The 26498-nt window shown below is 61.9% G+C and carries 22 protein-coding genes and 2 pseudogenes; 10 read left to right on the top strand and 14 right to left on the bottom strand.

Features of this window, described 5'->3' with window-relative positions:
- Positions 1-175 precede the first annotated feature (175 nt).
- The 7 genes from ASD03_RS09045 to ASD03_RS09015 form a co-directional block, all read right to left on the bottom strand.
- Positions 176-1024, bottom strand: coding sequence for a sugar phosphate isomerase/epimerase family protein (locus ASD03_RS09045; protein ID WP_057212903.1), 849 nt, complete (start codon positions 1022-1024; stop codon positions 176-178).
- Positions 1021-2346, bottom strand: a complete 1326-nt coding sequence (locus tag ASD03_RS09040) for a DUF6005 family protein (protein WP_057212901.1) — start codon at positions 2344-2346, stop codon at positions 1021-1023. The genes ASD03_RS09045 and ASD03_RS09040 overlap by 4 nt, the downstream gene beginning before the upstream one ends.
- Positions 2343-3623 carry an AMP-binding protein gene (locus ASD03_RS09035; protein ID WP_057212899.1) on the bottom strand — a complete coding sequence of 427 codons (1281 nt, stop codon included), beginning with the start codon at positions 3621-3623 and terminating at the stop codon, positions 2343-2345. The genes ASD03_RS09040 and ASD03_RS09035 overlap by 4 nt, the downstream gene beginning before the upstream one ends.
- A complete protein-coding gene (locus ASD03_RS09030; RefSeq protein ID WP_057212897.1) occupies positions 3620-5362 on the bottom strand; it encodes an IucA/IucC family protein in 1743 nt (580 codons plus the stop codon). The genes ASD03_RS09035 and ASD03_RS09030 overlap by 4 nt, the downstream gene beginning before the upstream one ends.
- Positions 5346-7130 (bottom strand): IucA/IucC family protein, encoded by a 1785-nt coding sequence (locus ASD03_RS09025; RefSeq protein WP_057212895.1) that lies wholly within the window; start codon positions 7128-7130, stop codon positions 5346-5348. Before ASD03_RS09025 ends, ASD03_RS09030 begins: the two co-directional genes overlap by 17 nt.
- Before the next feature lie 607 nt (positions 7131-7737).
- Positions 7738-8568 carry a helix-turn-helix domain-containing protein gene (locus ASD03_RS09020; protein WP_025429425.1) on the bottom strand — a complete coding sequence of 277 codons (831 nt, stop codon included), beginning with the start codon at positions 8566-8568 and terminating at the stop codon, positions 7738-7740.
- Positions 8569-8575: 7 nt separating this feature from the next.
- A complete protein-coding gene (locus ASD03_RS09015) occupies positions 8576-8824 on the bottom strand; it encodes a DUF1127 domain-containing protein (RefSeq protein ID WP_057212893.1) in 249 nt (82 codons plus the stop codon).
- Between the two features lie 207 nt (positions 8825-9031).
- Between ASD03_RS09015 and ASD03_RS09010 the strand changes: the two genes are divergently transcribed.
- A complete protein-coding gene (locus ASD03_RS09010; RefSeq protein ID WP_057212891.1) occupies positions 9032-9277 on the top strand; it encodes a hypothetical protein in 246 nt (81 codons plus the stop codon).
- A gap of 28 nt (positions 9278-9305) precedes the next feature.
- On the opposite strand, the gene ASD03_RS09005 is transcribed toward ASD03_RS09010, so the two are convergent.
- Positions 9306-9749: a hypothetical protein gene (locus tag ASD03_RS09005; RefSeq protein WP_057212890.1), complete on the bottom strand. Its 444-nt coding sequence runs from the start codon at positions 9747-9749 to the stop codon at positions 9306-9308.
- Positions 9750-10368: 619 nt separating this feature from the next.
- Between ASD03_RS09005 and ASD03_RS09000 the strand changes: the two genes are divergently transcribed.
- Entirely contained in the window at positions 10369-11160 is a 792-nt protein-coding gene (locus ASD03_RS09000; RefSeq protein ID WP_156407913.1) for a hypothetical protein, read from the top strand.
- A 65-nt stretch (positions 11161-11225) separates the two neighbouring features.
- Here the strand turns inward: ASD03_RS09000 and ASD03_RS08995 are convergent, their stop codons facing one another.
- Entirely contained in the window at positions 11226-12677 is a 1452-nt protein-coding gene (locus ASD03_RS08995; protein WP_244494614.1) for an MFS transporter, read from the bottom strand.
- 154 nt (positions 12678-12831) lie between these two features.
- Between ASD03_RS08995 and ASD03_RS08990 the strand changes: the two genes are divergently transcribed.
- On the top strand, positions 12832-13737 hold the full coding sequence (locus ASD03_RS08990) for a LysR family transcriptional regulator (RefSeq protein ID WP_057212883.1): 906 nt from the start codon (positions 12832-12834) through the stop codon (positions 13735-13737).
- Between the two features lie 195 nt (positions 13738-13932).
- Positions 13933-16002, top strand: coding sequence for a prolyl oligopeptidase family serine peptidase (locus ASD03_RS08985; protein ID WP_057212881.1), 2070 nt, complete (start codon positions 13933-13935; stop codon positions 16000-16002).
- Between the two features lie 24 nt (positions 16003-16026).
- Here the strand turns inward: ASD03_RS08985 and ASD03_RS08980 are convergent, their stop codons facing one another.
- Positions 16027-16656 (bottom strand): hypothetical protein, encoded by a 630-nt coding sequence (locus tag ASD03_RS08980; protein ID WP_057212879.1) that lies wholly within the window; start codon positions 16654-16656, stop codon positions 16027-16029.
- A gap of 201 nt (positions 16657-16857) precedes the next feature.
- On the bottom strand, positions 16858-17763 hold the full coding sequence (locus tag ASD03_RS08975; protein ID WP_057212877.1) for a LysR family transcriptional regulator: 906 nt from the start codon (positions 17761-17763) through the stop codon (positions 16858-16860).
- 101 nt (positions 17764-17864) lie between these two features.
- Here ASD03_RS08975 and ASD03_RS08970 point away from each other — a divergent pair, with 101 nt between their 5' ends.
- The 3 genes from ASD03_RS08970 to ASD03_RS08960 all read left to right on the top strand — a co-directional run bounded on the left by ASD03_RS08970 (position 17865) and on the right by ASD03_RS08960 (position 20547).
- Entirely contained in the window at positions 17865-18572 is a 708-nt protein-coding gene (locus tag ASD03_RS08970; RefSeq protein ID WP_057212875.1) for a type 1 glutamine amidotransferase domain-containing protein, read from the top strand.
- Between the two features lie 41 nt (positions 18573-18613).
- A complete protein-coding gene (locus ASD03_RS08965) occupies positions 18614-19453 on the top strand; it encodes a type 1 glutamine amidotransferase domain-containing protein (protein WP_057212977.1) in 840 nt (279 codons plus the stop codon).
- A gap of 230 nt (positions 19454-19683) precedes the next feature.
- Positions 19684-20547, top strand: a complete 864-nt coding sequence (locus tag ASD03_RS08960) for an alpha/beta hydrolase (RefSeq protein WP_057212873.1) — start codon at positions 19684-19686, stop codon at positions 20545-20547.
- 94 nt (positions 20548-20641) lie between these two features.
- On the opposite strand, the gene ASD03_RS08955 is transcribed toward ASD03_RS08960, so the two are convergent.
- Positions 20642-22336: a GMC family oxidoreductase N-terminal domain-containing protein gene (locus tag ASD03_RS08955; protein WP_057212871.1), complete on the bottom strand. Its 1695-nt coding sequence runs from the start codon at positions 22334-22336 to the stop codon at positions 20642-20644.
- A 199-nt stretch (positions 22337-22535) separates the two neighbouring features.
- On the opposite strand from ASD03_RS08955, the gene ASD03_RS08950 reads away from it, so the two are divergent.
- The 3 genes and pseudogenes from ASD03_RS08950 to ASD03_RS37420 all read left to right on the top strand — a co-directional run bounded on the left by ASD03_RS08950 (position 22536) and on the right by ASD03_RS37420 (position 24132).
- Positions 22536-23471 (top strand): LysR family transcriptional regulator, encoded by a 936-nt coding sequence (locus ASD03_RS08950; protein WP_057212869.1) that lies wholly within the window; start codon positions 22536-22538, stop codon positions 23469-23471.
- A 414-nt stretch (positions 23472-23885) separates the two neighbouring features.
- Positions 23886-23971 (top strand): annotated as a pseudogene (locus ASD03_RS37425) (DUF1127 domain-containing protein); the annotation flags it as partial.
- A gap of 14 nt (positions 23972-23985) precedes the next feature.
- Complete coding sequence (locus tag ASD03_RS37420) at positions 23986-24132, top strand: DUF1127 domain-containing protein (RefSeq protein WP_067698903.1); 147 nt, start codon at positions 23986-23988, stop codon at positions 24130-24132.
- Positions 24133-24229: 97 nt separating this feature from the next.
- Here ASD03_RS37420 and ASD03_RS40330 read toward each other — a convergent pair.
- Together ASD03_RS40330 and ASD03_RS08935 are read right to left on the bottom strand one after the other, a co-directional pair.
- Positions 24230-24437 (bottom strand): annotated as a pseudogene (locus ASD03_RS40330) (hypothetical protein).
- Positions 24438-24545: 108 nt separating this feature from the next.
- A complete protein-coding gene (locus ASD03_RS08935; RefSeq protein ID WP_082557283.1) occupies positions 24546-26480 on the bottom strand; it encodes an AI-2E family transporter in 1935 nt (644 codons plus the stop codon).
- Positions 26481-26498: the final 18 nt, after the last annotated feature.

Genomic DNA, 26498 nt, shown 5'->3' with positions numbered 1-26498 from the left:
TCAAGTCAAAAATGAGCAAAGCCGCGAACGAGGCAGTATTTCGGTGTTCCGAAACTATATTGATTGACATTTGCAAGACGAAAACAAAAATAAAAAATGGGCCCCGGCATGTACAGCCAGGGCCATTTTTTTATGCGATGCACCGACAAAGACCGATGACACCGCTAAAACGCAATCACGAAAAGTTGACTGTCCGCCGAACGGGTTCACGCCCCTCGATCACGCGGCGAACCTGCCGGCGATCGCAACGTAGGATATCGAGGCAATCATTGCCGAACCATTCCAGCGATGCGTCGAGCTGTCCGTCGTCCACGATCTCCAGGAGAAAGCCGACATAGTCGACGGTGCCTTCGAACAACGGCGTCATTCCGTCGCGACGGCCGGCCGCGGCATAGACATTCGCTGGTTCGAAGACCGAGAGGTCAGACCGGTCGCGGATGTTCTTCAGATGGTAATGGCGGATGTGCGGTATCATCTGGCGGTGCACGGCGATTGGATCGTCGCCGCCCTCCCAGACGTGGAGCGTATCGAAATTGATCGCGAAGGCGGGTTGGTCGACCTCCTCGATGAGGCGCAATGTCGAGGCCGCAGTATCGGCCAGCGTCTTCGGATGTGTCTCCGCCAGCAGTTGAATGCCGTAGCTGGCAGTGATCGCGCATATCTCTCTCAGCCGCTCCACGATGCGCTGCCGCTCTTCGTGGGAGACGGAGAGACTGCCGCAATTGCCGGCGAAGGTACGGATTTTGCGGGTTCTCCAGCGGCGGGCGAGCCTGCAGAGCTCGACAGTCTTGTGCCGCAGCGTCTCCTTATCGCCGTCGAGCGGCAGATAGTCGCTGATCATCGGCACATTCAGCCCGAAAGTATCGAGCCAATCGGCATTGCGGTCGGGCTGCTGCGCCAGGTTGCGTGCATGCGCACCCCAGAGCTCGATCCCCTGAAAATCGTTGGATTGCGCCCAGGCGGCGATTTCGCCGAGGGAAATCAGATGATGGCGAAACGTGATCGTGCACAGCGATATGTTCATCGCGCAACCCTTTTCAGCGTGGGCCTCTCCAGCATGGGAATGTCGGCGGCAATGTTCCGTTCGCACCAGAGATCGAAGATCTCGGCGAGCTTGCCTTTCAGTTTCGTCTCGATCCGGTCGGCTTCTGCCAGCCGCTCGAACACCGGGGTGGCCAAGGCGCGGTCGCCGGTCTGGCTCAGCTTCATGCAATCGTAGTGCAGCGATTTCAACGCCTGGACGAGCGCCTCGATCTCTTCGCACCAGCCTTCGAACTCGGCCGCCGGCAGCTTTAGGGCTCGCCAGAAGAACGCAAAGCCATGCTCGTAGGCGTATTTGCGGATGGTGATGACGGGCAGTTCGCGCACGGCCTCCGTGAGGTCGGAGAGGTCGATGCCGCCGCGTCCGTCGATATGAGCCGTGACGATCATGCGAACGGTGTCGGCCAGCGGATTGCTGTCTCTGATAAAGCAGGCCTCGAAATAGGCCTTGAGGTCTTCGGCTGCCGGTGGCCGAGCCTCTGCATTGTCGAAGACATAGCCGCCGCCGACGGTCGGCTGCATCACCGCATGGATCACCTTGTCCCGCGCGATCTCGCCTTCCCAACGGTAGTCGGGATCATGCACGAACCACGTATCGGGGTCGGCGGTTTCCTGCAGCATGAGGTAGTGCGGGAAGGGGTTCTGGTTGAACTTGTTCTCGCGCTCCGGCAGGTGGAACATGTCGAGCATGACCATGACGGAGCCGGTATCTGCGCGCCTGTTGACGAGGTCGAGCATCACGGCGAGATTTTCGCTCTTGCTGATGTCAGGGTCGTACCACTCGTAAACGGTGACGCCGTATAGCCGCTGAAACCAGCTGCGGAAGAATTCCTGGCTGATCTCGGGTGCGTGATAGAGAAGCTGGAAACGGTCGCTAAGCGCAAACTTTGCATCCCAGACACCGAAATAGAATGGCCTGTGATCCAGGCCCTTGCGCTTCAGCCCGTCGCAGACGCAACTGACAAAGCAGTGCACCTTGATGTCGTAATAGGCCTCGCCATGCACGCCTTCGTCGGTCGTGCCGCCGGTCAGCGGAAACGATGGGACCACCGTCGCGGAGGGCTTCGGCTCATAGAGCGCGGCGAGGTCGGCGACGGTGTGGACATCCTGGCGGGCGATCGCCTCTTCAGGAACACTCAGCCCGTATTCCAGCTCCAAATTGAGAAAGATCTGCAGGATCAGGACGGAATCGAGATAGAGGTCCTCGTTGAGGCGAGCGTCGGGGCCGAAGCCGTCGAGATGCGGATGCATCATAAGGTCGCTAAGGACCTCGTGGATTGCCTCGAGGATTTCGTTGCTGGTCATGACGCGGCTCCGGCGATCGGTTTGGTGAACTCACCGGCCGCGTGCCGGGCGGCAACCTCGCGGCGGCTGATCTTGCCGTTGGCCTGGCGCGGGATGGTGTCGACCTGGCGGATGTCCATCGGCAGCTGATGATTGGCGAGGTGTTGACTGCACCATTCGCGGATCGCCTGCGGCGCGATGGTTTGACTGGCGCTGAACAGCAAGGCCACGCGCTCGCCTGCGAAACGGTCGCCCATGCGGAAGGCTACGGCGTCGCTGACTTCAGCCATCGCCATTGCCGCGTCCTCGACATCCCGGGGATAGACGTTGAGACCGGAGACATTGATCATGTCGTCCATGCGCGACACGAAGACCAGCATGCCGTCATCGCGGCGATAGCCGAGATCGCGGGTGTGGATGGCAATGCCGTCGTCCTTGGTCACGACGATTTCATCCGCATTTTCGGCGTTGCTGCCGGTTTGCGGCAGAAGATGCGGCAGCACGAACCCCATGTCGCCGGCGTTGGCGACATCCGGATTGATGGCGATGCATCCGGCTTCGGAGCAGCCATATTGCTGGAACATATGCCGGCTCCTGGCCCTGATCTGCGCAAACCAGGGATCCGGCAGCAGCGTGCCCGACGTCATCGTCGCATGGATCTGCTCGCCGTCCGGCAGCAGCCGGGCGAGCGTGTGCAGGATGGCCGGCGACGAATAGAGCAGCGGCCGCTCGATCTTGCGCAGAACCTTCATGAGGTATTTGGGGTTGGCCGTGTTGACGATAACTGGTGTCTGACCGCGCTTGAGCGCCACGAGGATGCCGCAGATCAGGCCGTAGGAATGGGTGGTCGGGCAGGCGATGACCGGGGTCATGTCCTCCGGCGCGCGGAAGCTGCCAATATAGCTTTCGATCTCGGCGTCGATATCCTCCCAGCTACGCGCCACGCATTTTGGTGCACCTGTTGTGCCCGAGCTCATCTGGAGAAGCGTTCCGACCGGCAAGGCGTTCGACGGTCGTTCCAGCACTTCCGCCGTCAGGCTGTTGTAGAACAGCCGATCGCAGCCGGCGCCGGCCGCAAGCTTGCGCGCGGCGGCATAGGGCGTGCCCGGATGGATCGGCAACACGCTGGCGCCGGCCTTGCGGATGGCGAAGAATAGCGCCAGCCAGTCGATGGTTTCGGCAAAGCAGACCGCGTAGCGTCCGTCGTCGCGGTCCTTCAGGCCGATCCGCCCGGCCAGGCGTGCGGATGTTTCGTCGAAATAGGCGCGATCATAGAGCCTGTCGTCGATACGGATCATGGCTTTCTCCTTTGTTGAAGCCTGTCCGCGGCCAAGGCATTGGGCACTACGTGGTGGTACTCGGGCTTGCGGGCGAAGAGCTTCCTCGTAATCAGGGATTCGGTGAGAATTTCGGGGCCGTCGTGGCCCAGCTGCGCCTGCCGTCCCGCCGTGCCATGCTTGTGCGGATAGGATGACAGCAGGCTTTCGACCCGCTGCCAGAACAGCTGTTCGCTGAGGGCGTAGCAATGGCCGAGAAGGTGGCTGATCTCGCTCAGATTGTAGACGAACAGGGTGTCCATCACCAGTTCGCGCAGGCAATCCAGATTGTCCGTCCAGTAGAACTGGTCCGGCTCGGCGTCCCGGTAAAGCGGATGCAGGGATGGAAAATCGGGCGCCTTTTCCGGTTCGCGCAGAAAGCCCTGCGAGAATTCGATGCTTTCGTGGAAGTCCCGCAGGATCAACCGTACCGGCCATCCGTCGCGGTGCACGAGCAGCATGTTCTGGCCATGCGCCTCGACGGCGATACCGTGATGGACGAGCAGATGCCAGACCGGCAGGACGGCGACTTCGAGCAACCGGTTGATCCATGGCATCAGGCCGAAGCGCCGGATCCAGTCGTCGGCAAAGGGCCGCCTGTCTGTCTCCATCATCATCAACGCGGTGAAGGGAATGACGGCTTCTCCGGTTTCAAGCATTGCCTGCGCGCTCTGGCGCCAGATCGCGCCCACTTGTCCGGCCAGCGGCTCGTCCGCATCGGCGATGATCCCGGCATATTCCTGCAGGATGGTGAGCGGGTATTGTTCGCTGAACAGCGGATCCGAAGCGACGATCTCGCCGATCCAGCTTGAGATAATCGGCGCGGTGCAGACCGAATGCGGCTCCAGGATGCGCCGCGAGGACGTGTTGACGATGTTGAGCGGTAGCTTGACGCTTGCCGCGTGCGGTCGGTCCTGGTTGAGCAACGAGCGTACCGACTGGGTCGCCGTGTAGCGGTCGCCCGCCGGGCCGAGGCAATGGGCATCGCCGTCTGCGATCCAGCCGGCAAGCAGCGTTTCGCTCAGGTTGCGCCATTGCCACGGATGCAGCGGCACGAGCCCGAAATCCTCAGTGCAGACACCGAGCTGCTGTTGCATGCCCTGAAGATGCGCCCAGGTTTCCCCGCCAAGTTCGGTCCGCCAGAATGCCTCTTCTGTGTCGGGCAGCGCCTGGCGCAGATGCTTGCGCGCGACGAGCAGCCAGACGAGCTGAAACGACTGGCCGGCCTCCGGGCCGAAGAGGACATGGTCCGCCTGGGAGAAGCCGGTGCGGGCCTTGTAGCAGGGGTGGTAGGGATGCCCCTCGTCGATTGCACCTTCGAGCTCGGCGAAGGACATCTCCCGTCGGGGACGGGCGATAAGATGGCGGTCGTTCCACTCGGAAAAGGCGATCGTCTGCTTCATCTCGTTCAGCAGCTTGCCACGGGTGATGCCGCTGCCGGGCAGGGCCGAAACCATAACCGAGAGCGACGCCTCGCCCCAGCTGCCGTCGCTTTCCCGCATCTGCACCGATCCCGGCAATGGCCGGATTCGCCCGAATGCGCCGAGGATGGCATCGCACCGAAAGTCGCGGCCGCCGAGCGTCCAACGAAAATGCGTTGCACCATCGCCGCCGCCCTCGCTCTGGCGCGCTTCGATGACGCCTTCGAACACAAGGGCGGCGGCAAGCTGGCGAAGCACCCGGTCGTCGGGGCGTCCCCGGAGATCAAGAGGCAATGGCATGGCTGGTCCTCAGGGTCGTCAGCGCCGCGGGTGCCCGCAAAGGGTTTGGAACGGGGCGATAAAGGACCGGCGCGTGGTCGGATTGCAGTTCGTCGACATTGAACAGCCGGGTGGTCAGGTTGGCCTTCGACGCGATCGTCGGCAGGTCCAGCACATGCCGGGCGAAATCCCGTCCGGCGCCGGTCATGCCGAGCGCGCATTGCTCCAGGTGGTTCCGGAGCATCCTGAGAAGCGTGCCTTCGTCGCACAATCCGTCGTGGCCCATGCGGCTGATGACCGAGAACACCTGATTGACGATGAGGTAATAGGCGAAGCGGTCGCGGATCTCGCTTTCGGGAAAATAGAGCGACGGGATCGTCTCGGTTTCCGGGACGAGACTTGCCAGCAGGCCACGATAACGTTCGGAGAGATAAAAACCCTGGTTGTCGCGGTAGTAGCTGACCGACGGGTAACCGGCGCCGATGTCGAGCAGGCTGTTTTGCTGATGCGCTTCAAGCGCGACGCCATAGTCTTCGTAAAGCCGGATCAGCGGTTCTACGGCGCATGCGAGATAGCGTTGGAACCAGATTATGCAGGTGTCGGCGAGAGGCTCTCCGTCCCTTGCGGCGAGCGTGCGCAGGAGTTTTTCGAGCCTCGACGGTGTTTGCGCAAGCGGGTCGGCCGTCAGCGCGGCCACGGTTATGACGCCCTGTCCGTTGCCGCGCGCGAAGGGGTTTTCGCGCAGGATGACCTCGAAGCCGCTCTCGCTGTGACCCGGCAAATCGAGCGTGATATAGGCCGGGTCCTGGATGATCCTGAAGTTCGCCGCGCGTTTAGCCAGGCCGATCCGGTCGACGAGCTTGGCCATGGCGACACCGGCCTCCAGCTCCTGTCTTCGGTTCAGGCGCACGGAATTGGTGATGCGCACCGGCAGCGAAAACTTGAGCATCCAGTCTTCAGCAGCACCATAGACCGTGCGGACGGACGACGTTGCGCTGAAGAGAGAACCGGTTGGGCCGAGGTGACGCAGGATGCCGGCCCGCTGCATCGCCTGAATACCGGGATCGAGAAGCAGGGCTTCCGCCTGCAACGGGTGCATCGGCAGCAGGCATTCGTCACCGGCAAGGCCCAGCCCTTCCGCGTCAAGTCCTGACAGCGAGCGGATGATATCCGGTGCCTGTATCGAGCGGGAGGATGCGTGACTGACGTGGTCCGCCTTCGCAGCGAAATAATGCAGCTTGAACTGGCCGCGCAGTTCCGGCGCATAGCTTTCCTGCTGCCAATAGGTCATGCCCTGCCGGCTCTTCGGCGTGGGGTGCAGCCAGTGCCCGAAGACAAGTGACTGCTCGGCCTCGAGAAAATCGTTGGCGTCTTCCTGACGCGGTTGCGCCCTGTCGACGTAGAGGGCGGTCTGCTGATAGCTTTCGAGCACCCGGATCAGAAGCTCGAGCTCGAAGCCGCGCAACGCATCTGTCTGACCGGCGCCGTCCTGACGGTAGGCGGCCTGGACCAGCATATGGAGCGCAGACATCAGCTCGATCGGACGCCACGACGGATCGGAGACGTTGCGCCCCCAGGCCCTGCCGAAGTGAAGCGGGCCGCACAGCGACGATGAGATAACCTCGACGCGCAGCATCATTTGCTGGCGGGGAAGCGACCATTCGATGCTGTCGCAGGATCCGCTGGCGGTCCGGTGCATGACCGGCACGCCGGGATTGATCTCCCTGAGGTAGCAGTTGGCGAAGCTTTGAAATGTCGCAGTTTCTGCGATTTGCCTAGACGATTTCATGTCTGTCGATCCTCGGCACGCGACATGCAAAGTCGCGCAATCGCGTCGCGTGGGAGGCGCAACGCATTGAATTTTCGTAGTGAACGGGCTCAGGTCGGCGTGATATGCATCACGCACGGTCTGCCAGCCGCCCGAGGAGGCGGATGGGATTGGCGCAGGATATGGCGGGCTGACAGCCGGGCGCCACATGAGGTTGGCCCAGGCGGGCGCGATTGACGACGTCCGTTTGAACGGTTGGTGCGGACGGAAGCGATATGTGTCGGCGACGCCGCGTGCCAGGTCGTGAACGTCAATGCATCGGTCGCCATCGCTCCAGGAAGAAACGAACCTGTGCGGTCACGTTTCTCCTCGAACGGCGGACGTCCGTTGCGGCATTCCGGTGAGCTCATCTTCCACCCGTCTCGGCTTTCGGCGCGGTGCTTCAGCAGGCGCTTTCATACAAAGACGACCGGCTCCCGATTTTTTTTCACCGATCCGGAATTTTTTTATGATTATTTTTGTCCAGTTAAATCCGGGCCCGGCCCCAAGGTGGATCGGTGCCGGGTCGTACGTCGCAATCGCCCGACGGGGCGTGGCGACACGGCCCTCCGGCAGGCAATTTTGGGTATTAGCGCAGATGCAGGGCGCGCTGGAATTCGGCGGGCGTGCGCCCATAGGCCTGTTTGAAGGACGCACTGAAATGGCTGTGGCTGGAAAAGCCGAGGTCGAGGCCGAGTGCCGTCAAGTCATGGCAGGAGCCGAGCAGGTCCAGCGCTCGCGCAAGCCGCAGCCGCAACTGATAGCGATAGAGCGGCATGGCTTCGACCTGCTGGAAAACCTGGGTGAGATAAACAGGTGACACGCCGACCTCCGTTGCCACCTCGGCCAATGTCCAGCGGCGGGCGAGATCGGTCGAAAGAACCAGCTTGGCCCGATCGACCAGCTTTTCGCGCCCATAGGTCGTAGCAGCGCTATGCGACGTCCTCTCGCCGAGCGAACGCCGGATCAATGTCAGCGTCAGGGTCTCGGCTTCGAGCGTTTCGGCAATCCCGCGGCGAAGGCTGTAACGCAACAGCGCGACAAGCGCCTGCGCTCGTGGATCGATCCGCCGGCGCGGTCTTTTGAACGCGGCAAGCGCGCCCGACCGCAATTGCTCTTTCGGCGCGAGTTCGCAGAGGATGGCTTCGTCCACTTGCACGTCGAGGCATGCATCGCCGCCTTCGATCGGATGACTGACGCGATAGTCTTCGCTGCGGTTGAAGAAGATCACCTGATTGGATTCAGCCACCGTATCGGCCTTGCCCACATGCCGCATGAACACGCCGCGATAGGGATAGACGAGGCTTGTGCGGTGGGAGCATTCCTCGCCGCTTTTCCCGCGACACGCGCCATCGCAGACCACGTCCCGCAGCGAGGCGGTCGAGGTGTCGAGAAGCGTCTGGCACGAAAACTGGGACATTGCGGTCCTATTCGTCGCGTTTGTAGAAATCGTTATAGGCGGCCCCGCGCGTCAGGCCAATATCCTTCAGCTGATGATCGGAAAGCGCAAGCAGATCCAGGCGCCCGCGCCGCGTCTCCATCCAGCGGGATACCCGCGCAAGCAGCCGCCGGGAAAAGCCATGTGTTTCGAATGCCGTCGAAAATCGGTCTCGTGGGCCGATCAGGCGAGTGGAGACATAGATCAGGTTGTCATGGGATGAAGCTGTGTCCGCCATCGGATCATCTCCTGTCATTCGTTTCCGATGATGGCAGGATGACGCGTCGTGGCCGCCGCCGCTGTCAGATTATTTAGCAATCGATGGGGGCTCGCCTCGGCATTTGGCGACCGGCGCCTCGAAATACCAAGGTCGCTGCAAGGATAGGACCTTGGTCGCTTTGCAGGCCCTTGCCGCGGCGCTATTCTTCGCCCCGGAGGATCGGTCATGACCAAAATCGCTCTGCCGCTCGTCAGTCATGGACACCCGGATCGGGAGCCGGATTGCGAGCGCGCGGTTGAAGGTGCCTTCCTGGAACTGGTCGACCGTGCGGAGGCCGCGGGTTGGACTTCCGACGAAATTGCGGACTGTCTCGTCAACCTGTCGCACAAGCATCGCACGACGCTCAACGAGGACCTCCACATTCTCGAAGAGATGGCATCCTCGCAGCTGCTCTCGAGAAAACGTCACTAACACCCGTCGTCTTTAAGCATCCATGGCTTCAGGCAGACACGAATTTTCCGTCGTAGCGCACGCGAAAATTGCGGCGTTGGGCATCTTCCTGGAAGCAGAGGAACACGAGTTCGAGATCGTTCGCGCTGCTGCGTCGCCCAAGCAGGCTGAGCGTGATCACAATCACGCCACCATAGGCCCGCGTCAGGTCGATGGCGGCTCTTCGAATTTCATTGGTGCCGACGTCGTCCCGGCCTTCACGCCGTTCGTAAACCTGCCAGAAACGCGCCGTCTCCCAGGCCGCGCGTAGCGCCTCAGTTATCTGATCCTTGAATTCATCTGCCGACCTGCCCTTGCTCCATGAAACGGTCTGCTCGGTGTGATCGCCAAAGATGTCGAGATAGCCGTCATAGTCGCCCGGATCGGAAAAACATTGCTCGATCATCCCGAATGCCACGTCATCGGAAATCGCCGCCTTGAAGTATATCGTCATCGAATCGCCAACCCTGCCTTGAGCGCCTATGTTGTCAAAGCGTCGGCGGCGTATCTAGTCCCCCCGCGCGTCTGATCGATGCCGCGCCAACGATTATCATTTTGCCACAGTGACTTGAGCACGGATAATGCCGCGCCTCCTGTCAGCCTCTCCTTTGAAGAAATCGAGAATTTCCGGGGGGTTGGGTGGTCGCCGCGCCGGCAACCGTGTCGGCTGATCGCATCGCGCATGTTTAGTGATTTCATTTATATGAGTATTGCCTTATATTTATTGATCGTGCTATCTTTGATTTCATTCTTGGCTGGCACAACCCGTATTTCGCCTTCTGACGCATGATCTCAACGATCACGCCAGAAGCGCCATGTGTTTCGACGTTCATATTGGCAGCATAGAAATTTGTTCAGTCCGGCGTAGTGCCGGGATGCAAGGCAGGGATCGGGCGCGATCGCTCCGGTCTGAAACCCCAACGCAGAAAACAGTCGGGAGGAGGCACACTTCCATGCTCGACACGGCATTTCCACGAGAAGTGTTCTCGCGTTCAGCGGCCATTGTTTGTCTGTTGGCTGGGCTCATTGCCCAGGTCACAGTGGCTCGCGCGTCGCAGCCGGACGGCGCGGAGATGCAATTTTTCGTGGTTCGCAGCGGCCAGCCCGGGTGCGAGCCGACCTGCCCCGAGTGGATATCGGCTGAGGGTACGATTGTCGATGAAAGTCCGGCGCGCTTCAAGAAACTGCTCAAGTCGATCGGCACCCGTCGTCTGCCGATCGTGGTGACGTCGCCTGGCGGAGATGTCGATGCTGCGCTTGCGATCGGGCGGATGATCAGAACGCGAAAACTTGAAGCGGCGGTCGGCAAGACCCGCTTCATCGGTTGTCAGCCGGAGCAGCAGGATTGCCGTGACAATGACGGCAAGGGCGCGCGCCATATCGGCATTGCCTATTCCGGCGAAGCCTATTGCAACTCGGCCTGCCCATTGATGCTTGCCGGCGGCACCGAACGCGTCGTCGGCGAATGGGCGTTCCTCGGCGTGCACCAGATCACCACAACCTACATTCAGATCGAGACGCAGTATCTGGCGAAGTATCGTGTCGTGAACGGCAAAAAGAAGATGACCAGCAAGAAAGTCGTCAGCCGCAGGAATATCGGTGGCTACAAGACCTATGAAATTAACAAGGCGACCGAGCGCAAGCTGGTGGCTTATCTCGCGGAGATGGGCGTCGGTCGTGAAGTCATCGATCTGATGAAGATCACGCCCGCTGCCGACATTCGCAAGATCGAGCCCGTTGCGATGCTGGAGATGAAACTGACGACGAAGTTGGGCGGGGTCGAACTGCTGACGTCGGTCGAGGCTTGCAGGACGGTGCCGGCGGCCGCCAATTGCCGCGTCTTTACGACGATGGACCTGGAGTAAAGTCGGTTGCGACGCCGGCAAAGCAACCATGAGCGGGGCAATCGGCGAGCCGATCTCCACGGCGATCAAGGTTGCAGTTCATTCTCAGGCATCGACGAGCAGGCCGCGAGCGCGCGACCCGCAAGAACAATGGCGACCGCCAGGAGAATGAGGCCCGCCGCGACAGCGAAGGTGACCCGCATGCCTGACGCGACGGCCTCGGTTGGTGCCGTGGCGATGTCGGATGCCGCCGATGCCAAGGCGAAGACGGCGCCCATGACGGATGCGCCGGTGACGAGCCCCAGGTTGCGCGACAGGTTGAGCATGCCCGAGATGACGCCGCGGCGATCCGGCGGCACGTCCGCCATGACGGCGGTGTTGTTGGCCGCCTGGAAGAGAGCATAGCCGGCGGTGACGACGACGATGGGCGCGAGGTAGCCCGGGATGGCGAATGTTGCCGGCAGGATGGAGAGTGCTGCGGCGCCGGCCGCGATTGCCGCAAGTCCGGCCATCATCACCGGTCGCGCGCCGAACCGGTCGACGAAGCGGCCCGCCGGTATGCCGCTCAATGCCGCCACCACCGGACCGACCGACATCACCAGCCCAATCGCGGCCGGATCGAGGCCAAGGGCGCGCGTGAGATAGAAGGGACCGACAACCAAAGTCGTCATCATCACCGTCGAGACCAGCGCATTGGTGACCAGGCTCGTGCTCAAGGCCGGATCGCGAAGCATCGCCAAGCGTATCAACGGGGATGCGACCTTCTTTTCGACCATTGCAAAAGCCCCGATGCCCAGGGCCACGGCCAGTAGCAGAACGATATTGAGCGGGCCGAATTGGCCGCGGCCGATGGTCATGGCAAGCGCGTAGGCCGCCAGCGTCAATGCCAGCACGACGGTGCCAGGCACATCGAAGCGGGCAGGGGTGGGCGTCGTCCCTTGGCGGTCGGCAGGCAGATGGCGATGCGCAAGAATGTATGTGAGGAAACCGAGCGGCACATTGACGAGGAAAAGTGCGCGCCAGCCGAAGCCGGTGATCAGCGCGCCGCCGAGCGATGGCCCGAGGGCTGTGCCGATCGCGGACATCGTTCCGAGCAGCCCCATGGCGCTGCCAGTGCGTGCCTTCGGCACCGTCTCGGCGACGAAAGCCATGGTCAGTGCCATCATGATTGCCGCGCCGAGCCCCTGCGCCGCGCGGGCGGTTATCAGCAGCCAGAGCGTCGGGGCGGAGCCGCTTAGGCCCGAGGCAAGCGTAAAGAATGCGACGCCACCGAGCAGCAGTCGGCGTCGGCCGACGATGTCGCCGAGCCGGCCGACGCCGACGATCAACGCGGTGATGGCGAGCAGATAGGCAAGCACCACCCATTGCACGTCCTGGAACGGTGCATCAAAGGTGCTGGCCAGCGTCGGCAGGCCGACATTGGCGATGCTGGTGCCAAGCGCCGACAACAACATGGAGAGCGACAGGCTGGCCAGCGCCCATCGGGCCGAACGCTTCCGTCCAATGGCTTCAACATTTGCCTCGGTGAGCACTGCAATATCTCGCTTCAAGACAAACTCCCTATGCTGGCAATCTCCAAAATGGAGCTGCCAGAAGCCTAAGCGTCTGCGTTACATGGCGGAAGGCGCATGATTTGCACTTTATTCATGCATCAGGCGCCACATCCCGATCAAACTGCGCTATACCAAGCGAATGTCGAAACCCGATCTCAATCTGCTGGTCACCCTCGATGTTCTGCTTGCGGAAGGCAGCGTCGCGCGCGCCGCCGAGCGTCTGCGGCTCAGCCCTTCGGCGATGAGCCGGGCGCTTGCTCGGCTCAGGGCGGTGACGGGCGATCCGCTTCTGGTGCGGGCCGGGCGCGGCCTTGTCCCCACACCGCGGGCACTGGAACTGCGCGAGCGTGTCGGCCAACTCGTCGATGAAGCCGAAGCGGTCCTGCGCCCGGCCGAAATGCTCGAGGTCGGCCAGCTCACGCGCACCTTCACGATTAGGACGAGTGAGGGGTTCGTGGAGAATTTCGGTCCGGACCTTCTCAGGCGCATCGGCGATGAAGCGCCCGGCGTCCGCCTGCGCTTCCTGCCGAAGCCGAACAAGGAAAGCGGCGCGTTGCGCGACGGCAGCGTCGATCTGGAAACCGGTGTGATCGGGCCTGCGACCGGCCCCGAAGTGCAAACGCAGGCGCTGTTCCGGGATCGCTTCATCGGTGTCGTGCGCCGGGAGCACCGCTTGAGCCTCGGCCCGCTGACCGCAGCCGGCTATGCCGGCGGCCGGCATGTGCTCGTCTCCCGGCGTGGTCTCGACAGGGGGCCGATCGACGACGCCCTGGAAAAGCTTGGGCTCAAGCGACAGATCGTCACCACGGTCGGGGGCTTCTCGGCGGCGCTCGCACTTGCGCGCGGATCGGACCTGATCGCTAGCGTCCCTGAACGGCATACGGGAAACCTGCGCGCCGGCATGCACAGTTTCCCTCTGCCAGTTCCGGTGCCTGAGGTTGCCGTCTCAATGCTCTGGCACCCGCGGCTTGATGCCGATCCGGCGCACCGTTGGCTCCGTGCCTGCGTTCGCGAGGTCTGCCTGGCCCAGCTTGCCGATCGGTAAACGAATGAATTGTCCGAAGTCGACGTGACTGCTTTGGGATGACAGGATTTTCAAAGTGACCTGCCGGCAAGCCGCGCCTCCCCAACATGGCCACGCCGCTAATCGACCTTTGGCATTGCAAAGCCAGGTGATGAGACAACATATACCGCTGCTACACTTCCCGATTGCCTCGCTGATATTGTCGCTGGAGATTTCATGACCAAGTCCGTTGCCCCTCAGCTTTCGACACCTGCCGAAGACCCGTTCCTTTGGCTGGAGGATAGGACATCCAAGCCCGCGCTCGACTGGGTGCATCGCCAGAACGGGCTGACGAAAGAGAGGCTGCAAGGCGATCCTTCCTATCAGGCGCGGTTCGAAACGGCGCTGGAGCTGATGACCGCAGAGGACAACATCGCCGTCGGCTATGAACTGCGCGGCCATGTCTACAATTTCTGGCAGGACAAGACCAACGTGCTTGGCCTCTGGCGCCGCACCACTGTGGCTTCCTACAAGACCGAAAAGCCGTATTGGCAAACGATCATCGACTTCGACGCGCTTTCGCAAAAGGAAGGCGTCAAATGGGTGTTCAGCGGCGCGCGCCGCCTCTATCCGGATTTCGACCGTTGCCTCCTGAGCCTGTCGCCCGATGGCGGCGACGCCAGCGAGATGCGCGAGTTCGACATCGAAACCGACAGCTTTGTCGAGGGCGGATTCCGTGCACCCGTTTCGAAATCAAATTTCAGCTGGCTCGACATCAACACGGTCATCGTTGCGGCCGCCTTCGAGGAGGAAGAACGCACGCATTCCGGCTATCCGCGCGTCGTGAAGCTGTGGAAACGGGGCACGGATCTCAGCGAGGCGGTGCCGATCTTCGAAGGGCAGGTCGAGGATCTTGCTGTCGGCGGTTCGCTCGAATTCGATGGCGACGCGCAGTACCTGCTGCTGACAAGGACGATCGATTTCTATTCCGGCCATCATTTCGTCAGGCTGGCTTCGGGCGAAAACCGGCGGCTACCGCTGCCGGACGACGTCGCCGACATCGCAATTCTGAAAGGCCAGATCGTCTTCGCGGTGCGCAGCGTCTGGTCCGCGCCCGGTGGCGTGGCATGTCTGCCGGACGGGCTCTACGCCTTCGATTTCAAGCGCTGGCTGGAAACGGGTGAACTCGGCGCCATCGAAACGGTGCTGCCGCCCGCAGAGCGTGTTTCGATTGCGCATGTCGCCAGCACGCGCGACCGCCTGTTCATCAGCCTGATGGACAATGTGCGCGGCCGCGTGGTGTTTGCCGAACGCGGCGAAGGGGGGTGGTCGCTCACACCGGTCACTCTGCCCGAAAACGGCAATGTCGGCATCAGCCATATCAATCAGTTCGGCTCAAGCGTCTCGTTCTCCTTCACCGATTTTCTGACGCCGAGCTCGATCATCTGGTCTGACGATGACGGCGAGACGCTGGCGACAGTCAAGGCGCAGCCGGCGCGTTTCGATGCGTCAGAGCTGATATCGGAGCAGTTCGAGGCACGCTCGAGGGATGGCACCCTCGTTCCCTATTTTGTCGTTCGGCGTCGCGACCAGCAAAAGCCGGTGCCGGCATTGCTCTACGGCTATGGCGGCTTCGAAGTCCCGCTTCTGCCCGGCTACGCCGGTGTACGCGGCAAGCTCTGGCTTGAAAAGGGCTACGCCTATGTCCAGGCCAACATCCGTGGTGGCGGCGAGTTCGGTCCGCGATGGCATCAGGCAGCACTTAAGGACAAGCGGCAGAACGCGTTCGACGATTTTGCCGCCGTTGCCGAAGATCTGGTGCGGCGCGGGATTTCGACCCCTGCCATGCTCGGCATTCAAGGCGGGTCGAACGGCGGCTTGCTGACCGGTGTTTCGCTGACCCAGCGGCCCGAGCTTTTCGGTGCGGTGCTCATCGAAGTGCCGTTGCTCGACATGCTGCGCTATACCGAATTGCCGCCCGGAGCATCCTGGATGGCCGAATATGGCGATCCGTCCAAGCCCGAGGAAGCGGCCTGGCTGGCGACCTATTCTCCCTACCAACACGTCGCTGATGACGCCGATTATCCACCGGTGCTGCTGGCGACGTCGACCGCCGACGACCGGGTGCATCCCGGCCACGCACGCAAGATGGCAGCACGGCTGCAGGCCGCCGGCCATGCCAACGCGCTGTTCTTCGAGGAAACGGAAGGCGGCCACGGCGGGCGCGGCGACCGCCGGATCCAGGCGGCCCAGACGGCAATGAAGTACATCTTCCTTGAACAGGCATTGAGCGGTGGAACGACGTGACCGTGGCTCAGCCCATACAGGCTGCTATCCGATGGCTGGGTGCCGCGACGCCCCGCCATGCTGCAGCGCCTGGTGGCTGATGGTGACGAGATAGGCGCTCAGGAACAGGATGCCGACCAGCTTGAAAGCCTCCTCGACGAAGGTGGCCCCGCCGACATGGATCGGGGCCATATCGGCGGCGAAGGACAGGCCCATCGACAGGACCGAGCCGACGAGCAGCAGTCGCGGCGTTGCTGCCCGAACCGTGTAGGCGCAGTAGCACAGGGCGCAAAGCACGAGCATGTGCGGCACGAGGGCGACTTCTTCCGGGATGCCCGTGGTCGCGACCGCTTTCAGCAGCACGAGGAAATCGTCGATACCCATCAGGGCTGCAAAGAGCCCACCGGCAAGCAGCGTTCGCCTGAGAGGCGTGGTCCCTTCGGCCCTTGTCGCCGCAAAAGCCTGAAGAGCTGCGGCCGCGCCGACGATCCAGAAGATAACCCCGATATTCGAGACGATGCCGAAATAGCCGGGGTTGCGGGCGATGGCGTTCGGGTTGCGCACGAGGTCGTAATAGTCGATGCCGAAGACCCGGTCGGCGACCACAAGGGACGCGAGAATGGCGACCGAAACGAGGATGACGGCATGATCGTGCCGGCTTCCGATCGATGCCATCTGCCGGCCTCGGCCGGCGGCGAATGCGTCTGTGCCTTGGCATTCATGGCGTCTCGTCCTCGCATTGTTGTGGCAAATCGGAACTGAAACGCGGGCGATCCGGCCCTTTGTTTGTGACAGTTTTGTGACTTTGGGTGTGTTTAGGAAGATGTGGCCGGATAAATTGTATTGGACCGCGCAACGCCCCGAACACTTTCGCCATCAGCTTTGCCGTTTGCCCAAGACGTCGATCAGTGCGCGGGACGCGGCGGAAAGCCGGCGATTGGGAGCGTAGACGATCGAGATCGATCGCGTTCGCCCGTTCAGCTGCGGCAGCAGCTCGATCAGTCTCCCCTGCCGGATGGAGCGCTCGACGACAAAATCATAGGTCTGGCAAATGCCGGCGCCTTGCTCGGCCATCGACACCACGCCGAGCACGTCATCGCTCACCTGAAGCCCGCCGGATGAGGGCGCCCAGTCGAGATCCTGGCCGTTGTCATGGAACATCCAGGGCGCGAACCTACCGGTGCTCGGCATGACGAAGGGCACGCAGTCGTGACGATCGAGATCGGAGATGCTCTGAGGGGTACCGCGACGGGCGACATAGTCGGGCGCGGCGACAAGGCACATCGCCCCGTCCTCGATCTTGCGGGCAACAAGGCCACTGTCCGGCAACTGACCCATGCGGATGGCGAGATCGAAACCTTCGGCAACCAGGTCGACGTTGCGGTTGGTAATGTTGAGCTCGACCTCGACCTTGGGATGGAGCGCGCGGAACCGGCAGAGTTGCGGCGGCAGGCGGAAGTGCCCGTATGTGGTCGGCACGCTGAGGCGGATGCGGCCGGCGATCTGGCGGCTGCCGCCCTGAATCGCGCGCTCGGCGTCGTCGATGGTCGAGAAGGCGGAACGCGCCTGGTCGAGAAAATGCTGTCCGTCGTGGGTGAGACCGATGCGCCTCGTGGTGCGGCGCAGGAGCTGGCTGCCGAGCCGCGCTTCAAGCCTCGAGATGGCGCGGCTGACGACGGAGGGTGTCGTACCAAGGGCGATGGCGCCGGCCGTCAACGAGCCGTGCTCGGCCACCGCCACGAACACTTCGACATCGGCGAGGTAATCGAAACGACGGGGCATCTTTGTCTCCGGAGAATAAATGAATTGAAGTTGAGATCATTTATCGCCTCCGGTGGGGATAATAAAGTCCTGCCAGACCAGCGAAACCAAGAGGTGATCTGATGCCGGCTTCTGACCAAGGGCTGACAAAGCCCGTACTGTTCGTATTGACGAGCCACGCCACCAAGGGAAAGACGGGTGAGCCGACCGGATATTTTCTCGGCGAGGTCACGCATCCGCTTGCCGTGCTTGAGGCGGCGGGCTTCTGGGTGGAGTTCGCCTCGGTTGCAGGCGGTGAGCCACCGGTCGACGGTCTCGATCTCAAGGACGAGATCAATGCACGCTATTGGACCGATCCGCGCTTTCGCGCTGTTGTCGCGGCGACAACGCGCATCGCCGATATCGTCCCTTCCCGCTATCAGGCGATCTTCTTTGCCGGCGGTCACGGAACCATGTGGGACTTTCCCGAAAGCCTCGAGGCGCAAGCCGCGATCCGCGAGATCTATGAGGCGGGAGGCGTGGTCGGAGCCGTCTGCCACGGCCCCTCGGCGCTCGTGAACGCAAAGCTCAGCGACGGCCGTTACCTGGTCGCGGGCCGGAATGTCAGCGCCTTTACCGATGATGAGGAGCGCGCCGTCGGTCTCGAAGACGTTGTGCCGTTCCTGTTGGCAAGCACGCTTTCGGCGCGCGGCGCCCGCCACCAACCCGCTCCCGACTGGACGTCCAATGTGGTGGTGGATGGACGGCTGGTGACCGGCCAAAATCCGCAGTCGGCCCATGGCGTCGGCGAAGCCATCCGCGATCTGCTGCTCGCCGGCCAGGCAAACTGACGCAGCTTCCTACTTAGAAAGTGACAATCATGACCAACCCGATGACATGGCTGCGTGGCCTTGCTGCCGCGCTCGCGCTCACCTTTGCCGCTGCCGACGCAAATGCCGCAAAGGTGCTTGTCGTGCTTTCCGGTTCCGACCATCTCGATCTCAGGGACGGCAGGGTATTCCCGACAGGCTTCTATCTCAATGAGTTGATGCAGCCGGTGAAGCTGCTGCTGGAGGCCGGCCACGAGATCACCTTCGCCACGCCTGGGGGGCAAGTGCCGGCGGTCGACAGGACATCCGTGGACCCGGCCTATTTCGGCGGCAGTGCCGATCAGATGAAAGTCTACCAGGATCTGCTCGACGAACTCGCCATCACGTCGCCGGAAAAATCGCCGGTGATCGGTCTCGCCCGCGTCGCGCAGATCGGCTATGCATCCTTCGATGCCGTTTATATCCCCGGCGGCCACGCGCCGATGCAGGATCTGCTGCATGACCGGCAGCTTGGGCAGTTGCTCGCCTATTTCCACGAGAACGGCAAGATCACGGCTTTGGTTTGCCACGGCCCGATCGCGCTGCTTTCGACACTGGCGGAGGCAAAGGCATTTACGGACCAGCTCGAAGCCTCGCAGCAGCCCGATCGGCCCACATGGATCTATTCGGGCTACCGCATGACCGTCATCAGCAACCAGGAGGAGGAACTTGCCAAGGGCCCGCTCGATGGCGGCACGATGAAGTTCTATCCGCAGGCGGCGCTCGAAGCGGCGGGTGGAAAATATGAGAGCAACGCGGCGCCCTGGCAGGCAAATGTGGTGGTCGACCGCGAATTGATCACCGGGCAAAATCCGGGCTCTGCCTTGCAGGTTGGTGAAATGCTTGTCGAACGGCTGAGATAACGCCGGCATCGTCATGAACGGAAAGAAAACCTCGCCATCCCCTGGGATGGCGAGGTTTTTCGGTGCCGTCGAACCATGCGTCCTCAACCCAGTCGGCTCCGGTTCATAAGCCGTTTGGCGCTCCCCGGGCGATTGCTACAAAAAATTGCAGGGCGATGTCGGTTCGCGAGGATTTCGCTCGTCTTATTGTCAGCGTTGACGGAAACGCATGAAACCGCGAGGAAAGAGATATGCTCCGTACTGCCCTTATCGCCGCAACCCTGCTCATTGCCGGGCCTGCCCTTGCCGACAGCCAGCCGGTTGGCGAGCGGGTCGAAGTCAATGGCATGAAGATGTATTACGAAGTGTCCGGCGAGGGCGAGCCGCTGATTGTCCTGCACGGCGCCTATATGAATATTCCGTCCATGGGCGCGATCATCCCCAAGCTCGCCGAGACCAACAAGGTCTACGCGATCGAGTTTCAGGGGCATGGGCGCACCACCGACATCGACCGACCGATCACCTATCCGAACCTGGCCGACGACGTGGCGGCGTTCATGGATGCCGTCGGCGTCAAGAAGGCGGATGTATTCGGCTACTCCATGGGGGCAGCGGCCGGGCTGCAGCTCGCCATCCGCCATCCGGACAAGGTCAACAAGCTGGCGGCGGCTTCCGTCGGCTACGATGCCGAGGGCTGGCAGCCGGAATTCAAGGCATTCATCCCGCAGATGACGGTGGAGATGTTCGTCGGCATGCCGTTTGCCGAGGACTACCGCAAGCTCGCCGCCAATCCGGACGGCTTCCCGGCGCTCGTCGCCAAGCTGATCACGCTCGAGAAAGAGCCAATGGCGTGGGAAAAGGACGTGAAGGCATTGAAGGCCCCGGTGCTGATCATCGCCGGCGATGCCGATGTCGCGACACTGGAACATACGGTGGCGATGTTCCGGCTGCTCGGCGGCGGCGGCATGGGCGACATGGGCAAACCGCTGCCGGCTTCGCGCCTTGCCATCCTGCCGGCGACCTCGCACACCGCCGTCATCGGCCAGCCGGAGCTGCTGGAGGCCTTGATCGTGCCGTTCTTCAAGGGCGAGACGCCGAAGGGCATGTTCCAGTAGAAATCACCAACCCGCCTCGTCTTCTCAGGCGAGGCCGGTTGGTAATGTGTTGCGTGCAGCTGTCGTCATGGGGGGGCCGTCCGAACGCTCCCGGTTAGGCTCGCCTTTGTGCGTCGCCGATGATCCAGCGCGCGGCTTTCTCCGCGATCATCATTGTCGGCGCGCTGGTGTTGCCGCTGGTAATGGTCGGCATCACGCTGGCATCGACCACCCGCAGTCCCCCAATCCCCCGAACCCGAAGCCGGCTGTCGACGACGGCTAGGCCGTCGTCCTTGGCGCCCATCCTGGCGGTGCCGACGGGGTGAAAGATGGTGTTGGCGATATCGCCGGCGAGTTTCGCCAGTTCGCCATCGCTTTGGAACTCGATACCAGGCTTCCACTCGATCGGTTCGTATCGTGCCAGCGCCGGCTGGCTGACGATCGATCGGATCTGCCGGATACTGTCGGCGGCGATCTTGCGGTCTTCGTCCGTGCTCAGATAGTTCGGAGCAATGGCCGGCGCTTGGCCCCGGTCGCGCGACCGGATCCGCACATGGCCGCGGCTCGTCGGGTTGAGATTGCAGACGCTGGCGGTGAAGGCCGGGAAGCTGTGCAGCGGCTCGCCGAAGGCGTCGAGGCTGAGCGGCTGCACGTGATATTCCAGATTGGCATGGGCGCGGTCGGGGTCGGAGCGGGAAAAGGCGCCAAGTTGCGATGGCGACATGCTCATCGGTCCACTGCGCCTCAACACATATTCGAGCCCGATCCGGGCCTTGCCGGCGAGATTGCTCGCCAGCGTGTTCAGCGTCTTGGCATTCCTGACCTTGAAGACGGCGCGGATCTGCAGATGGTCCTGCAGGTTCTCGCCGACGCCGGGCAGGTCATGTTCGACGGAGAGACCCATGGCATGCGACAGCGCGGCCGGTCCGATGCCTGAGAATTGCAGGATTTGCGGCGAGCCTATCGCCCCCGCCGACAGAATGACTTCGCCCGTCGCCCGCACGGTCACCTTGTCGCGGCCGCGATAAAGCGAGACACCGGTACAGCGCTTGGTGCCATCCGCTGTCGTTTCGATCAGCAGCTTTTCGACTTCGGCCTCCGTCCAGACGACCAGGTTGCGGCGATGGCGCACCGGACGCAGGAAGGCCTTGGAGGTGTTCAATCGCCAGCCCGACTTCTGATTGACCTCGAAATAGCCGACGCCCTCGTTGTCGCCGCTGTTGAAATCGGCCGAGCGCGGAATGCCCGCCTGGACCGCGGCCTCGGCGAAGGATTCCAGGATATCCCATTTCAGCCGCTGTTTTTCGATCCGCCATTCGCCGCCGCGGCCATGCATGTCGGAAAACCGGCTGTTGTCGCCGGTGACGGGATCGGCACCGTCGTCGAGCCGGTAGTGATCCTCATGGGCCTTGAAATCCTGGAGCGAATTCTCCCAGGACCACTCGCGATCATTGGTCTGGGCCGCCCAGCTCTCATAGTCACGCGATTGTCCGCGCATGTAGATCATGCCGTTGATCGACGAGCAGCCGCCAAGCGTCTTGCCGCGCGGATAGCGCAGCGACCGTCCGTTCAATCCTGCTTCCGGCTCGGTCTTGTAGAGCCAGTCGGTGCGCGGGTTGCCGATGCAATAGAGATAGCCGACGGGGATATGGATCCAGGGATAGTTGTCGCGCCGGCCCGCCTCTATCAGCAGGACCCGTTTGCCGGGATCGCGGCTGAGGCGGTTGGCAAGCAGGCAGCCGGCGGAACCGGCGCCGACGACCACATAGTCGAAAACGGTGGTATCAGCAGTTGAGGTGTCGGTCTTCATTGCAGGCACTTTCCAAACACAGCCGAAAGGGCGGTGGGCTGGCCACGGCGACCAGGGTCGCGTACCGGCCGAAGATCATCCCACCCTTTATAAGTTTCGTCAGCGATCGCGGCATTGCGATCCGCCAGAAATCAGTAAAAGGCTACCGCATGGCGAAATCCAATGATAAATACGCCCGACAATTATAAGGAACATTTATATGTCTCATCATCTGGATCTGCGATTGCTGCGGGCCTTCGTCACGGTGGCGCGGGAAGGCAACGTCACGCGGGCGTCCGAACTGTTGCATCTGACCCAGCCTGCCGTCAGCCTGCAGGTGAAGCGCCTGTCGCAGGAATTGGGCCTCACCCTGTTCCATCGCACCGCCAACGGGCTCGAATTGACGCGCGACGGCGCGCTACTGGCGGCCAAGGGCGAGCAGGTGCTGGCGTCGGTGACCGAGTTCAGGCAGACGGCGATGCACTTGACGGCGCAGCTTCGCGGCAAGCTGCGGATCGGAACGATCATCGACCCTGAATTCACGAGGCTGGGTGCCTTTCTCCAAGCCTTAGTCGAAAGCGGGCCGGGTATTGAAACCACCCTTCGCCAAGGCATGAGCGGCGAAGTCGCGATCGGTTTGAAGCGCAACGAGCTCGATGTCGGGTTCTTTCTCGGCGACCTCGATGATTTCGGCACGAGCACGGATGTCCGGAGCGCGGAGACCGATGCGCAGTTCTTCGTCAAGCCGCTGTCGAGGCTGACCTATCGTGTTGTCGCACCGCCGGCCTTTGCCGGCATCGTCGCAGGGCGGGACTGGAGCGAGCTTGCGGCGCTGCCGTGGATCGGAACGCCGCCGGCCTCCGTTCATCATCGGCTGCTTGCGAGGAAACTCGGCGAACTTAACCTCAAGCAGAACGTCGTCGCCCTCGTCGATCAGGAAACGTCGATGCTGGCCATGGTTCGCACGGGGCTCGGCCTTAGCCTCTGCCGGGAATCGATCGCGCTCAGCGAACAGCAGGCAAGCGGCCTCGTCATCGCCGACCGGGTCAAACTCGAAACCACACTCGGCTTCGTCTGTCTTCGGCCCCGACGCACCGATCCCAACGTCGCGCTCGCTTTCGAGGTCATCGACAGGATATGGCGGACGGAACATTGAGGGGCGGGCATGGCGCCCTGGTTTGTGTTCCGGCCGAGTTCCCTTTTGGCTCAGCGCTGCCTTCCGCTCGCTTTGACCATTCGTGGGGGCTCAACTGCTCGGCTTCTGCAGTACCCTGGGGCACAACGATCCATGCGCGGCTTGCAGGGGTGGAGTGAAGTCTTAGCGCTGCTATCTGCGGGGGTGATCGACTATATATCCCTCATCGAAGTGAACGAAGCGCCAAGGACNGGGCGACATGAAGGAGAAGGAGATCCATCTGCCGGCCGCCGCAACATGCGCGGCTTGCAGGGGTGGAGTGAAGTCTTAGCGCTGCTATCTGCGGGGGTGATCGACTATATATCCCTCATCGAAGTGAACGAAGCGCCAAGGACTGGCAGCTAGGCTTCGAAAGCCCACGGAAAGGGGATCATCATGAACGTAGCACGCTCTTTCAACAACTGGCTCAAGTACCGGCAGACGGTCTCCGAACTGGGCCGCATGTCCACGCGCGAACTGCGNAAAGGGGATCATCATGAACGTAGCACGCTCTTTCAACAACTGGCTCAAGTACCGGCAGACGGTCTCCGAACTGGGCCGCATGTCCACGCGCGAACTGCGTGACCTCGGCATCGACCGCGCCGACATCCCGAGCATTGCCCGCAATGCCTTCGGCCGCTAATCGCGCCTGAGACCATCAAAGATTTCATGAAGCGCCCGCTCGGATCCGAGCGGGCGTTTTTTGTGTTTTGACCGATCGTTGGACGGAGTTGATCGCGTTACATCGCGTCCTTGCCCTTGACCGCATTGTCCATATGCGACTTGCATTTCTCCATGTCATTGGCTGCCATGGCATCCTTGGCCATGCTGAGTTCCTTCGCCGATTCGATCTTCTTGGCGCCATCCGAGATCGTGTTTCATCAACGACGCCTCGTCGCAGACGACGTCGGCCTGAGAAAAAGCAGGCGTCACCAGACCGAAAACCATTTGGCAGGGAATGTCCACGTCCTGATGTAGGACTTCTGTGTCTTCGGAACCGGGTTGCCCCGCTCTCCGAGCAGATAGGCCCGGCCCGCTCCAGCAGCGCTGAAGACGTCATTGTGTCTGTTGTGGCACCAGTCGTCGCCGAACCTTGGTCTTGCTGGGGGCTGCAAGCGGAACCGAGGGCCGCTTCGTCAGCGCCTCAATCGCCGCCGTCGTCATGTCTGATGCAACGAAGTCGGCGCCCACCACTTGCTCCGCACTTGTATCTGCCTTGCGCTGGCCCGCTGCACGGTCGGCAGAAGTGTCCCAAATGACGATGCCGACCCTTGCCCTGATGTTGACCCGCTTGAGGCGGCGGACGACAAATCGGGCGTGCTTGATCGAATCCCGGTTGAGAAAGCAGACGACGATCGCGTCGACGGCTTCGGTCTGGAGCTTGCGGATATTGGCCGGTTCGATCTGGTGAAAACTCAGCGCCGTTGCTGCGGCCCCTTCGGCACGCAGCACCTGGGCGAGCATCGCAGCGGAGACATCGTCGATCTCGCCCCGGCCGCCGACGCACAGGATGGTCATGCCTTCGCCATCCGGAATGGGCTGGCTTGCCGGTTCGCCTTCCGTGTCTGCCTTCTCATCCTCATCGTCCTGACTTTCCTCGATCGCAATGTCTTCGAGGTTGGAGACCAGCGACATGCCGCTTGCAGCCACGCGCAGCCGCTGCTCGTCGCTCATGACACCACGGGCGCGATCCTGTTCCGCCAAAGCCAGGGCGGGCATGGCGACCGCGCCGTAGTAGTCGACGAGGTATTCTTCTTCGAGGATCTCCTCGGCCTGATCGGTCGCTTCGTCCGGATCGCCTGCCAGAAGCCGCTGATAGAGACGCGCATGCGGCGCGAGCACCGGATCGCTGCCGAAAAGTACCTGCAGAAATTCGAATTGCGGTACATGTTTGCCGAGAACAACGAGACAGACCGTCAGCGGCGTCGACAGGATCAGTCCGACAGGCCCCCAGATCCACGCCCAGAAAATCGCGGAAACGATGATCGCCAGCGGCGACAGACCGGTCTTGGAACCGTAGAGCATCGGCTCGACCACATTGTTGATCACCAGTTCCATCGCCACGAACAGGCTGGCCGTCCACAACAGCATGGACCAGCCGCTGTCGACCGCCACCGACAGAAACAGCGGCAGCACCATGGCGATGACCGGCCCGATATAGGGCACGAAGCGCAGGACGATCGCAAGCAACCCCCACAGCACCGCGTTGGGTATGCCGATAAACCAAAGGCCGATGGCGACAGGCAGGCCATAGGCGGTGTTCACGATCAACTGCATCAGCAGGTAATGGCCGACTCGCTTACCGGCATCCTGCAGGCCCTCGGTGGTTCGATGCAGATCGCCGAAACCGGCGAGACGGATGAATCGGTCCCTCAGATCCTCCCGTTCCAGCAGCATGAAGATGACGACCACCACCACAAGGCCGGCCATCGCCACCGGGCCGACTAGCGGCGCGATGATGTTGGTGAGAACCTGGATCGGATTGTCGCGAGAATAGATCTCGACCAGCAGCGGATCTCTTTTCGGGCTTTCGACGCTAGTCGGTGTCTCCGTGGTCGGGCGGTCTATTTCGCGGTTGATGCGTTCGACCACGTTTCCGATGCGATCGATGATGCCGCTTTCGGAGCCGGCTTCCTTCAGGTCCTTCACCTTCATGACGATGTTGGATTGATAGGCGGGCAGGTTCTTCGCAAGTTCGGCAACTTGCAGTGCGACGATGAGACTAAAAATGCCGATCAAGATAAAGGTGATCAACGCGGTAGAGATCACCGCAAACGCCCGTGGCAGGCCGATACGGCGCAGTGCCGCGACGACAGGCGCAAGTGCGAAGGTCAGGAGCAGCGCGACGGCGATCGGGAGGAAGACGTCGCGCGCGAGGTAAAGCACGGCCGCGGCGCCTACAAGCGTCAGCGACGTGGGCATGGCCGGGCGCACGCCCTGCATCGAGGGCGGCGCACCGAGATCCCGGATTTGATCGATTGCCTTGCCCATGCCTATTTCCCCAAGGAT

Origin of the sequence: Ensifer sp. Root127, from assembly GCF_001425225.1 — a bacterium.
Classification (GTDB): domain Bacteria; phylum Pseudomonadota; class Alphaproteobacteria; order Rhizobiales; family Rhizobiaceae; genus Ensifer; species Ensifer canadensis.
The sequence above is the reverse complement of the archived record's forward strand: the minus strand, read 5'-3'. Positions and strand labels throughout refer to the sequence as shown.

Coding starts and splice junctions, on each gene's coding strand:
- ASD03_RS09045 (WP_057212903.1), bottom strand. CDS start 1,024: ATGAACATATCGCTGTGCACGATCACGTTTCGCCATCATCTGATTTCC.
- ASD03_RS09040 (WP_057212901.1), bottom strand. CDS start 2,346: ATGACCAGCAACGAAATCCTCGAGGCAATCCACGAGGTCCTTAGCGAC.
- ASD03_RS09035 (WP_057212899.1), bottom strand. CDS start 3,623: ATGATCCGTATCGACGACAGGCTCTATGATCGCGCCTATTTCGACGAA.
- ASD03_RS09030 (WP_057212897.1), bottom strand. CDS start 5,362: ATGCCATTGCCTCTTGATCTCCGGGGACGCCCCGACGACCGGGTGCTT.
- ASD03_RS09025 (WP_057212895.1), bottom strand. CDS start 7,130: ATGAAATCGTCTAGGCAAATCGCAGAAACTGCGACATTTCAAAGCTTC.
- ASD03_RS09020 (WP_025429425.1), bottom strand. CDS start 8,568: ATGTCCCAGTTTTCGTGCCAGACGCTTCTCGACACCTCGACCGCCTCG.
- ASD03_RS09015 (WP_057212893.1), bottom strand. CDS start 8,824: ATGGCGGACACAGCTTCATCCCATGACAACCTGATCTATGTCTCCACT.
- ASD03_RS09010 (WP_057212891.1), top strand. CDS start 9,032: ATGACCAAAATCGCTCTGCCGCTCGTCAGTCATGGACACCCGGATCGG.
- ASD03_RS09005 (WP_057212890.1), bottom strand. CDS start 9,749: ATGACGATATACTTCAAGGCGGCGATTTCCGATGACGTGGCATTCGGG.
- ASD03_RS09000 (WP_156407913.1), top strand. CDS start 10,369: ATGCAATTTTTCGTGGTTCGCAGCGGCCAGCCCGGGTGCGAGCCGACC.
- ASD03_RS08990 (WP_057212883.1), top strand. CDS start 12,832: ATGTCGAAACCCGATCTCAATCTGCTGGTCACCCTCGATGTTCTGCTT.
- ASD03_RS08985 (WP_057212881.1), top strand. CDS start 13,933: ATGACCAAGTCCGTTGCCCCTCAGCTTTCGACACCTGCCGAAGACCCG.
- ASD03_RS08980 (WP_057212879.1), bottom strand. CDS start 16,656: ATGGCATCGATCGGAAGCCGGCACGATCATGCCGTCATCCTCGTTTCG.
- ASD03_RS08975 (WP_057212877.1), bottom strand. CDS start 17,763: ATGCCCCGTCGTTTCGATTACCTCGCCGATGTCGAAGTGTTCGTGGCG.
- ASD03_RS08970 (WP_057212875.1), top strand. CDS start 17,865: ATGCCGGCTTCTGACCAAGGGCTGACAAAGCCCGTACTGTTCGTATTG.
- ASD03_RS08965 (WP_057212977.1), top strand. CDS start 18,614: ATGACATGGCTGCGTGGCCTTGCTGCCGCGCTCGCGCTCACCTTTGCC.
- ASD03_RS08960 (WP_057212873.1), top strand. CDS start 19,684: ATGCTCCGTACTGCCCTTATCGCCGCAACCCTGCTCATTGCCGGGCCT.
- ASD03_RS08955 (WP_057212871.1), bottom strand. CDS start 22,336: ATGAAGACCGACACCTCAACTGCTGATACCACCGTTTTCGACTATGTG.
- ASD03_RS08950 (WP_057212869.1), top strand. CDS start 22,536: ATGTCTCATCATCTGGATCTGCGATTGCTGCGGGCCTTCGTCACGGTG.
- ASD03_RS37420 (WP_067698903.1), top strand. CDS start 23,986: ATGAACGTAGCACGCTCTTTCAACAACTGGCTCAAGTACCGGCAGACG.
- ASD03_RS08935 (WP_082557283.1), bottom strand. CDS start 26,480: ATGGGCAAGGCAATCGATCAAATCCGGGATCTCGGTGCGCCGCCCTCG.